This window comes from Geodermatophilus sp. CPCC 205761, from assembly GCF_051383655.1.
In the GTDB taxonomy this organism is placed as follows: domain Bacteria; phylum Actinomycetota; class Actinomycetes; order Mycobacteriales; family Geodermatophilaceae; genus Geodermatophilus.
The window spans coordinates 17,745-27,505 of the sequence record NZ_JALPKQ010000063.1; the positions used below are offsets into that span (position 1 = coordinate 17,745).

At 74.5% G+C, this 9,761-nt stretch carries 10 protein-coding genes; 6 read left to right on the forward strand and 4 right to left on the reverse strand.

Annotated elements, in window-relative coordinates; translation table 11 throughout:
* The first annotated feature begins 64 nt into the window (after window positions 1-64).
* From eat to eutC, 3 genes are read left to right on the forward strand one after another with little or no spacing between them, the layout of a single operon-like run.
* Complete coding sequence (gene eat, locus MY526_RS24615; RefSeq protein ID WP_436695380.1) at window positions 65-1,525, forward strand: ethanolamine permease; 1,461 nt, start codon at window positions 65-67, stop codon at window positions 1,523-1,525.
* Entirely contained in the window at window positions 1,522-2,931 is a 1,410-nt protein-coding gene (locus tag MY526_RS24620) for an ethanolamine ammonia-lyase subunit EutB (RefSeq protein ID WP_436695379.1), read from the forward strand. The genes eat and MY526_RS24620 overlap by 4 nt, the downstream gene beginning before the upstream one ends.
* On the forward strand, window positions 2,928-3,680 hold the full coding sequence (gene eutC / locus MY526_RS24625) for an ethanolamine ammonia-lyase subunit EutC (RefSeq protein WP_436695378.1): 753 nt from the start codon (window positions 2,928-2,930) through the stop codon (window positions 3,678-3,680). The genes MY526_RS24620 and eutC overlap by 4 nt, the downstream gene beginning before the upstream one ends.
* Before the next feature lie 2 nt (window positions 3,681-3,682).
* On the opposite strand, the gene MY526_RS24630 is transcribed toward eutC, so the two are convergent.
* Window positions 3,683-3,829 (reverse strand): hypothetical protein, encoded by a 147-nt coding sequence (locus tag MY526_RS24630; protein WP_436705284.1) that lies wholly within the window; start codon window positions 3,827-3,829, stop codon window positions 3,683-3,685.
* 148 nt (window positions 3,830-3,977) lie between these two features.
* On the opposite strand from MY526_RS24630, the gene MY526_RS24635 reads away from it, so the two are divergent.
* Entirely contained in the window at window positions 3,978-6,875 is a 2,898-nt protein-coding gene (locus MY526_RS24635; RefSeq protein WP_436705285.1) for a DUF4332 domain-containing protein, read from the forward strand.
* A gap of 27 nt (window positions 6,876-6,902) precedes the next feature.
* Here the strand turns inward: MY526_RS24635 and MY526_RS24640 are convergent, their stop codons facing one another.
* Window positions 6,903-7,136 carry a hypothetical protein gene (locus MY526_RS24640; protein ID WP_436695376.1) on the reverse strand — a complete coding sequence of 78 codons (234 nt, stop codon included), beginning with the start codon at window positions 7,134-7,136 and terminating at the stop codon, window positions 6,903-6,905.
* 19 nt (window positions 7,137-7,155) lie between these two features.
* On the opposite strand from MY526_RS24640, the gene MY526_RS24645 reads away from it, so the two are divergent.
* Both MY526_RS24645 and MY526_RS24650 read left to right on the forward strand, forming a co-directional pair.
* On the forward strand, window positions 7,156-7,818 hold the full coding sequence (locus MY526_RS24645) for a hypothetical protein (protein ID WP_436705286.1): 663 nt from the start codon (window positions 7,156-7,158) through the stop codon (window positions 7,816-7,818).
* Between the two features lie 65 nt (window positions 7,819-7,883).
* Complete coding sequence (locus MY526_RS24650; RefSeq protein WP_436705287.1) at window positions 7,884-8,156, forward strand: hypothetical protein; 273 nt, start codon at window positions 7,884-7,886, stop codon at window positions 8,154-8,156.
* 60 nt (window positions 8,157-8,216) lie between these two features.
* Here the strand turns inward: MY526_RS24650 and MY526_RS24655 are convergent, their stop codons facing one another.
* Window positions 8,217-8,777 carry a dihydrofolate reductase family protein gene (locus tag MY526_RS24655; RefSeq protein WP_436695373.1) on the reverse strand — a complete coding sequence of 187 codons (561 nt, stop codon included), beginning with the start codon at window positions 8,775-8,777 and terminating at the stop codon, window positions 8,217-8,219.
* Window positions 8,778-8,808: 31 nt separating this feature from the next.
* Window positions 8,809-9,761 (reverse strand): ATP-binding cassette domain-containing protein (locus MY526_RS24660; RefSeq protein ID WP_436705288.1); only part of this gene is annotated, 953 nt, incomplete at its 5' end.

Genomic DNA, 9,761 nt, shown 5'->3' on the forward strand with positions numbered 1-9,761 from the left:
ACGGCGTCCCGCGGACAGGATCAGGCTGGCCCTCCCGGCCGGGGGCCGATCCCGGAGGTCCCACATGACCGCGGAACCGACCGCACGACCCGCCTCGCACCACCACGCCGGCGTCGCAGCCGAGCGGGTCGACGAGGGATACCTGCACAAGCGCCAGCTGCGCAGCGGCACCGCGGGCTGGTTGCTGCTGGCCGGGCTGGGGGTCTCGGCGGTCATCTCCGGTGACTACGCCGGGTGGAACTTCGGGCTGGCCGAGGGCGGCTTCGGCGGCCTGCTCGTCGCCACGGTGCTGATGGCGGTCATGTACACCGCGATGGTGTTCGGCCTGGCCGAGCTCGGCTCGGCGCTGCCGACCGCCGGCGGCGGCTACACCTTCGCCCGCCGGGCGCTGGGGCCGTGGGGTGGCTACGCCACCGGGGTGGCCGTGCTCATCGAGTACGCGATCGCCCCGGCGGCGATCGCGACGTTCATCGGTGCCTACGTGGAGTCCCTCGGGCTGTTCGGCATCACCGACGGCTGGTGGGTCTACCTGGCGGTCTACGCGCTGTTCATCGGCATCCACCTGATGGGCGTCGGGGAGGCGCTCAAGGCGATGTTCGTCGTCACCGTCGTCGCGCTGCTCGGGCTGGTCGTCTTCCTCGTCGGGGCGATCCCGCAGTTCGACTCGGGCAACCTGCTCGACATCGCGCCCACCGACGCGGCCGGTGCCTCGACGTTCCTGCCCTACGGCGTGCTCGGCATCTGGGCGGCGTTCCCGTTCGCGATCTGGTTCTTCCTGGCCGTCGAGAGCGTGCCGCTGGCGGCGGAGGAGGCGCGCGACCCGGCCCGCTCGATGCCGCGCGGGATCGTCGCGGCGATGGGCGTGCTCGTCGTCCTCGCCGTCCTGATGCTGGTGTTCACGCCGGGTGCGGCCGGCTCCTCGGCGATCGCCGGGTCGGGCAACCCGCCGGTCGACGCGCTGGCCGGCTCCGCCGCTCCGGACGGCATCACCCGCGTGGTCAACTACGCGGGCCTGTTCGGGCTGGTGGCCAGCTTCTTCTCGATCATCTACGCCTACTCGCGGCAGACCTTCGCGCTGTCGCGGGCCGGCTACCTGCCGCGGGCCCTGTCGGTCACCAACGCCCGCAAGGCGCCGATGCTGGCGCTGCTCGTGCCCGGCGCGATCGGCTTCGCGCTGTCGCTGACCGGCCAGGGCGCGATGCTGCTGAACATGGCCGTCTTCGGGGCGACGGTGTCCTACGTGCTGATGATGGTCAGCCACATCGTGCTGCGCCGCCGCGAGCCGGGGCTGGAGCGGCCCTACCGGACGCCGGGCGGGGTGGTCACCACCGGCGTCGCGCTGGTGCTGGCCGCCGCGGCGGTGGTCGCGACGTTCCTCGTCGACGTGACCGCCGCGCTGTGGACCCTGGGTGCCTACGCGGTCTTCCTCGCCTACTTCGCCCTCTACAGCCGGCACCACCTGGTCGCCTCGGCGCCGGAGGAGGAGTTCGAGCTGCTCGCCGACGCGGCGGAGGACGTGCGATGACGCGACGCGGCACGCTCGGCGGGCACACCTACGAGTTCCCGACCCTGGTCGAGCTGCTGGCCAAGGCGACGCCGGCCCGCTCCGGGGACGTGCTGGCCGGCTGCGCCGCGGAGTCCGCGGCCGAGCGGGTCGCCGCCCAGACCGTGCTGGCCGACCTGCCGCTGGCCACCTTCCTCGAGGAGCAGGTGGTCGACGACGAGGACGACGTCACCCGGCTCATCCTGGAGACCCACGACCGGGAGGCGTTCGCGCCGGTCGCCTCGCTCACCGTGGGGGAGTTCCGCGACCGCCTCCTGGCGTGGGCGGCCGCCGGGGACGAGGCGGCGATCAGCGGACTGGCCCGCGGCCTGACGCCGGAGATGGTGGCGGCGACGTCGAAGCTGATGCGCAACGCCGACCTGGTCGCCGTCGGCCGCCGGACGCGGGTGGTCACCGGGCTGCGGAGCACCCTCGGGCTGCCCGGCCGGCTGGCGTCGCGGCTGCAGCCCAACCACCCGACCGACGACCCCCTGGGCGTCACGGCGTCCATCGTGGACGGGCTGCTGCAGGGCTGCGGGGACGCCGTCATCGGGATCAACCCGGCCACCGACTCCCCGGCGCGCACGGTCGCGCTGCTGGAGCTGGTCGACGCGGTGATCACCCGGTACGGGATCCCGACGCAGTCCTGCGTGCTGGCCCACGTGACGACGACGCTGCGGGCACTGGAGGCCGGCGCACCGGTGGACCTGGTGTTCCAGTCGGTGGCCGGCACGCAGGCGGCCAACCGCGGCTTCGGGGTCACCCTCGACCTGCTCGCCGAGGCGCGGGCCGGCGCGCTCGAGCTGGGGCGGGGCACGGTGGGGTCGAACGTCACCTACTTCGAGACCGGCCAGGGGTCGGCGCTGTCGGCCGACGCGCACCACGGGATCGGTGGGCGGCCGGTCGACCAGCAGACCCTGGAGGCCCGGGCCTACGGCGTGGCCCGGCACTTCGAGCCGCTGCTGGTCAACACCGTCGTCGGGTTCATCGGGCCGGAGTACCTCTACGACGGCAAGCAGGTGCTCCGCGCCGGCCTCGAGGACCACTTCTGCGGCAAGCTGCTCGGCCTGCCCATGGGCGTGGACGTCTGCTACACCAACCACGCCGAGGTCGACGAGGACGACATGGACTCGCTGATGCTGCTGCTCGGGGCGGCCGGCTGCACGTTCCTCATCGCCGTCCCCGGGATGGACGACGTGATGCTGCACTACCAGTCGCTGGCGTTCTCCGACGTCCTCACCACCCGGCAGGTGCTGGGTCTGCGCCCGGCCCCGGAGTTCGAGGAGTGGCTGGCGCGGATGGACCTGCTCGACGAGGCCGGCCGGGTGCGCGAGCTGACCGCCGACGCGCCCGCGGCCCGGGCCCTGCTAGCGGCGGCGTCGTCGTGAGTTCCGTGGCGGAGGGCCGGAGTGGCCACGTCGGTCCTGATCCGTGGGCGGTGCTCCGCTCGGCCACCCGCGCGCGGGTGGCGCTCGGCCGCGCCGGCGACGCGCTGCCGACCGTCCGGGAACTGGAGTTCCGCGCCGCGCACGCCGCGGCCCGGGACGCGGTGCACCAGCCGCTGGACCCCGACGTCGTCCGGGCCGGCCTGCCGGGCACCGAGGTCGTCGAGGTGCACTCCGCGGCGCCGGACCGCGCCACGTACCTGCAGCGGCCCGACCTCGGCCGGCAACTGGCCGAGGGCACGTCGCTGCCCCGCACGGACGCCGACCTGGCCGTCGTCGTCGCCGACGGGCTCTCCCCGCGCGCGGTGCACGAGCACGCCGCCGGCCTGACGGCGGCGCTGCTGGAGCGGCTGTCCGGGTGGCGGCTCGCCCCAGTCGTGCTGGCGCACCAGGCCCGCGTCGCGCTGGGCGACGCGGTGGGTGCGGCGCTCGGGGTGCGCGCGGTCGTCGTCCTCATCGGAGAGCGGCCGGGGCTCTCGTCGGCCGACTCGCTCGGCGTCTACCTCACCTGGGGCCCGCGGCCGGGGCGGGCGGACTCGGAGCGCAACTGCGTCTCCAACGTCCGCCCGCCGCACGGGCTGTCCTACGCCCAGGCCGCCGACACCGTCGCCGCCCTGCTCGGGGCCGCGCGGGAGCTGGGCGCCTCCGGCGTGGTGCTCAAGGACGAGGGGCCGGCGCTGACGGGCGGGTGACCTCAGGCGAAGACGTCCCTCATCGCGTCCGGATCGGTGGGTGCCTCCCAGAACTCGGCGATCCGGCCGTCGACGAACCGCATGACCTGGGCGTTGAGCGTCTCGAACGACCGGTCCCCGTGGTGGCCGGAGAGCCGGACGAGCGCCATCCCGTGGGTGTCGTCGGCGGAGGTTGCCTGGATGACCGCGTCGGCGTCGCCAGCCGGATGACCCAGACAGACGGCCGGCGACACCGGCGGGCGCGTGCAGTGTCGACCTGTCGACGCCGGACGGGAAGGCGGCCGGGCCGGGTCCGGTGTGGCGGTCGCCGTGCGTGAGGCCGGGATCAGCGCCGATGGAGCACGTGCCCCACGATGCTGCAGTGCGTACGCGACCCGGGGATCCCCTTCTGTTGCGGAACCCGCAGGTCTAGCCTCGGCGCTCTGCGGTGAGCCCGTGCGGGGGAGAGACGCCGTGAGTCATGGCGGGTTGTCGCGCTTCGTGGCCGTGGCCGCGGCCACGGTGCTGCTCCTCGCGATCGTGGTGGCCGTCGTTCCGCTTGGCCCGCCGCAGTCGCCGACAGAGCTGACCTGTTTCACCCCGACGAACGCGGCCCAGGCGTCGCCTCCTCCGGCCGATGACGACCCTGTGTTGCGTCAGGCCGGCGCACTGGCCGCAGAGGGCCGCTTGGCGCTGGCCGAACGGCTCTACGAGCAACGGCTCACCACCGACTCCCGTGCAGCCGAGGGCCTGGCCTACGTCGATGGACGTCGGGACGCCGCCGCCCGCGTGGCCGCGTCGGCTGAGCGGCTGACGAGAGCCGACCGCGGGGACGAGGCGGACACGTGCTTCCAGCAGGCGCTGATACTCGACCCGGCGAACGAGGTGGCGCGAGCGGCGCTGACCCCGGACGAGCGGGTCTTGCCCGCACGGGCCGCAGATCGATGGGATGCCTTCCGCACGCGCTGGCTCGAGCCGATCGGTCGGGTCTCGGTGCCGGCGCTGGTGGTCCTGGCCGTGCTCCTCGTCGTGGCGCGGCTCCTGACCCCGCTGACCGCGCCTCCGGACGCGCGCGCCTGGCCCGACTGGACACGGCGCATGGCGTGGTGGGCCGGCCTCGCCCTGCTCCTCACGACCGTCGTCCGGTCCATCGGTCTGCTCGGTTGGCCGGCGCCGTGGCTCGACGGTGTGGCAGCGGACTTCCGAGCTCCGGTCATCGCTGCCGCCCTCGTCGCTGCCGCCGTCATCGCGTGGTCGGCGCGGAGTGCGAAGCGCTTGGAGACTTGGCGCGAGCGGATGGTCGGCTTGGGCGCTCCCCGTGGAGCCCTGGGTCCCGGCTACGTGTTCCTGGCCGCCTTGTCGGTGGTCGTGCTGGCCATCTTCACTCGAGCTCTCGAGCCTCTCGGCCTGAGGATCCCGGACGAGGTCTGGCCCTGGTTGCTCACCGGCGCCCTGGCCCTTCTGGGGTTGTTGCTCCACGCCGCCGGCCGCGGCCACGCTCTGCGTCTCCAGGTCACGGTCAAGAAGGGCGACGCCAGCGACCCTGTCGGGACGGCGTACGTCCTCGCGCGGTTGGAGGATCTCGGCTCCGCCCCACCGCGCGGCCTCAAGGCCCCGCAGCAGGTCGACGTCCAGGACCTGCCGAGTTCGGCGCTGTCCTCGCTGCCGGCGGGAAAGGTGGCGGCCGCGCTGACCTCCGTCGTCAACCTCGTCTTCCCGTCGGTTCCCTGGCGGGCCTCGGTGGCGGGCGGGGGCGAGCCCGATGAGGTCGTCGTCACCATCACCCGTAACGGATCCGTGGCGGAGACCGCCATCGTGAACGCGTCACGCTTCCGGCCGAAGATCAGCGCGGCGGCCGGCGATGGCGACGCCGACGTGGACCCGAGCGACCTCCTGACCGCCGCCGCTGCCGTCATCCTGACGACGCTGGCGGATCGGCACCCGACTCTCCGGGTCGGCCTCTGCGGTGCCACTCGATGGCAGAGCGTCGCCGCGTACGTCGTCGCGACCAAGCCGCCGGAGACGCGTGGTGGTCGAGAGCTCCGGCGAGAACTGCTCGCCACGGCGGTGGATGTCGACCCGGAGAACGCCCTGGCCCGCCTGGCGTACCTCCGGCTCCTGGCCGAGGAGTCGCGGACGGTGGAGGACCTCCGGACGGACGCCGAGAGGCTCATGGAGCTGGCAGCCAGCATCCCGGCGCTGGACTCCCCAGAGGCGCCGACGGACGCGACGCTGGAGCAGCTCGGTCGCCTACCGCTCGTGTGGGACGACGGCTGGACCGCGTTCCGGCTGCGGACATGGCATGCGCTGACGGCCACGTGGCTCAACCTGTGCGTCTCGGTTCGACCACGATCGCCCGGCCGTGTGTGGTACGCGGAGCAGGCACTGCACAGCCTCACCGAGCTGCGGTGGCACGCGTTCCGCGACTACGCGGAGCGCAATGTCCAGGACTTCGCGCTCGGCTTCCGCGGCATCGCGTTCGAGCTCCGCGAGGCGCTCAGGGCCGTCGTGGGCAGCGACGAGGGACTCCCCGATGTCCAGCGGGATCCCGTGAGACCGCTCGGGTTGTACGCCCTCTACGACCGGGCCTGCGTCAGCGCCTACTGCCGCAGGTCCGAGGACGCACTCGAAGAACTCCGGCTGGCCTCGGGGCTCACGGAGGTCCGCACCATGGCTCGGACGGACCCGTGGTTCAGCAAGCTGCGGAGACCGGACGGGGACAGCGGTTTCTGGGACGTCATAGGTCCACCGGATCCGGCCTTCACGGACCTGCCCTTGTTCGGCGAGCAGGGCCCGAGGTTGCGCGCCCTCGGGATACGGACGGCCACCGACCTCTGGCTGGTGACCTCCTGCGCAGGTGGGACCACGCAGTTGGCTCACAGCCTCGGCGTGCCGGAGGTCGTGGTAGCGAGATGGCACGCGTTGGCGGAGTTGGGTGCGGCGCGACGTCCCGGTGACGAGGAGATCTCGACCCGGCTGCTGGCGCTGCTCCTCAGGAGCGGGATGCACTCGGTGGACGTGCTGAAGGAACGCGTGACTGAGGACGGCGGCAGAGCGTCGCGGCCCCTTGCCGCGACGGCGGCCTCCCGCCCCACGCCGTCGGCCGCGGCAGCGCCTCGGTTGTTCAGGAGCCTCGCCGATGCGGCAGCGGGCGAGGGGGTCCGGCCTCCCTCCCGGACCGACGTCGACCGCCTGATCGCGAGGACCCTCGCGTAGGCCTGCCGCAGAGCGGGCCCGCGAGTGTCACCTCCGGCGGAGCAGCCGGGCCAGCGCGTGCCGCCGTCCGCCGGCGAGGTCCTCGGCAGCGGGCTCCGGCTCGGGTTCCGACTCGGCCAGCGCCGCGTGCCGCTCGCGCAGCCGGGCCCGGATCTCCTCCGGGGTGTGCGCGCGGCGCTGGCGCTCGTTACGGGCGAGCACCGCGCCGGTCGCCGCGACGCCGGCGAGGCCGGCCAGTCCGAGGAGCTTCCAGAGGCGCACGGTCGCCTAACGTAGCCGCGTGCCCGAGCCCCGTGCGCTCCCGCTGGACGACGCGGTCGAGCTGACCCGCACCGGTGACGTCTGGGTGTTCCGCGGCGCCTCGGTCGCCGACCGCGCCATCCGCGCGCTGACCAACGCCCCGGTCAACCACGTCGGCATGGCGGTCGTCCTCGAGGACCTGCCGCCGCTGCTCTGGCACGCCGAGCTGGGCCGCTCGCTGCCCGACGTCTGGACCGGGCAGCACCAGCGCGGCGTCCAGCTGCACGACCTCGCCGACGCCGTCCGCACCTGGCGGCACCGCTACGGGCAGCGGGCCTGGCTGCGGCAGCTGGTCGGGCCGGCCGACGACGGCGGCGTGACCCCGGAGATGGAGGACGCCGTCCTGCGCACCGTCGCCCGGCTCGACGGCAGGCCGTTCCCCACCACCCGGGGCCTGGCGACGGGCTGGCTGAACGGCCGGCTGCGGCGGGGCACCTCGGCCGAGACGATCTACTGCGCTGAGCTGGTGGCCACCACGTACACGGCGATGGGGCTGCTCGACGGCGTCCGGCCGCGCAACGCCTACGACCCGGGCAGCTTCTGGTCCGGCGACGACCTCCGTCTGCTGCAGGGGGCCCGGCTCGGCCCCGAGATCCCCGTCGAAGTGTCGTACCCGGGTGCAAGCCTCTCTCCAGACGGGTAGGGCACAGACAGGGCCCGCCCGGCGTTGAACCAGAGCGCGGGAGGAACCCGTGCAGAGAGGCCGCCATGAGCAGCGTCCACTGGGTTCGGCCAGACATCGCCGGAGACATCGTCGCCTTCGCCTTTGCTCCCGGCGCCGCCCCGCCGCGGGAGATCCGCATCCGCAAGGAGCTGTGCGAGCGGATGCTCGCCCAGATGCCACCCGACGAGCGCGCCACGGTGGTCGGGTGCGGCCGCCTCGGCTCGCCGGTCGGGGTCCCGCTGGTCGTCGACCCGGACCTGCCCGTGTTCCCCGGCTTCGAGGTCGTGCGCACGCGGCCGTGGGACGTCGCCGCCTGACAGAGGGCCTCCTCTCCCACCCCTCGCAAGCTCGGGGCGGTGCCCTGGAGGAGGCCGGTCTCAGGCGTGCCGGCGGACCCGGTAGGTCGTCTGCACCATTCCGCCGGGGAAGACCTCGGTGCGCTCGTGCTCCAGCGGGACATCGGCGGCCAGCGCGCCGAACGGCGTGTGGCCCTCGCCGATCAGCACCGGCACGCGCGACAGCGTGAGGTCGCCGATCAGGCCCGCCGCCAGGAACGTGTGCACCATCCGGCCGCCGTCGACGTACACCCGGCGGTACCCGGCTGCGGTGAGCGCGGCCACCGCGTCCTCGAACGAGCCGTGCACGGTGATGCGGGCGTCCGCCCCTGGCTCGAGCGTCGTGCTGACCACGTGGATCGGCTTCCCCTGGTACGGCCACTCGTCCATGGGGGCGATCACCTCGTAGGTGCCGCGACCCATGACGAGCGCGTCGATGCCGGAGACGAACGCGGAGAAGCCGAAGTCGCCACCCGAGCCGTCGTCGGGGGCGCCGCCGGCCTCCGCGCCGCCGGTGAGCCAGGAGAGGTCGCCGTCGAGGCGGGCGATGAACCCGTCGACGCTCATGCCGAGGAAGACCGAACCGGTGAAGGGCGCATCCATGCGCGACACCCTGCCCGCTCCCGCCGACAGTTCAGGCGGCGCCGACCACGGTGGACGCGCCGAGCCGGACGACGGTGTCGCCGGGCCGCTCGACGTCGTCGTCGTGCGTCACGCACACCACGACCCGGCCGGTCAGCGCGGCGCGCAGGTCCCGCACCAGCGCGGCGGCGGTCGGCGGGTCCAGGTGCGCGGTCGGCTCGTCCAGCAGCACCACGTCGCGGTCGGCCAGCAGCGCACGGGCCGCGGCCAGCCGGCGTCGCTCGCCGCCCGACAGCGCCGTCCCGCCCGCGCCGACGGGGGTGTCCAGACCCTCGGGCAGCGAGGCGAGCAGCCCGCCCAGCCCCGCGGCGGTGAGCGCGGCATGCATCCGCGCTCCGCCGTCCGGCCCGGCCAGCGTCCCACGGGGCGCCGCCACCGCCAGGTTGGCGCGGATCGTCGAGGCGAAGACGTGCGCCTCCTGCGGCAGCCACGCCATCCGGGAGCGCACGTCGTCCCCGGTCAGCCGGTCGGCCGGTGCCCCGCCCAGCGTGTAGGCCCCGGCGCGCGGCCGCAGGGCCGCCATCAGCACCGCGAGGTACGTCGACTTGCCCACCCCCGACGGCCCGCGCACCACAAGCCAGCCGCCGTCGGCGCGCGCCTCCGTCGTCAGCCCGCGCAGCACGTCGGGGCGTCCCGGCCAGCCGGCGCTGAGGCCGGTGGTGGCCAGATCGCGCACCGGGGCGGGAGCCGGCAGCGGGTCGGCGGGGTCCGCGGGCACCGGAGCGGTGAGGACGGCGTCCAGGCGGGCGCGGGCGTCGGCCAGCGCACCCCGCCGCTGCAGCGCGGCGACCAGCCCGGCCAGCGGCTCGGCCAGCGCCAAGGGGGCCAGCGCGAGGACGGCGATCGCCGGGCCGGTGACGCCGGCGGCCGCGCCGGTCGCGGCGGGGGCCACCGCGGCCCGCCCGGTCCCCGGTGGCACGGCACCGGGGCCGAGCGCGGCGAAGA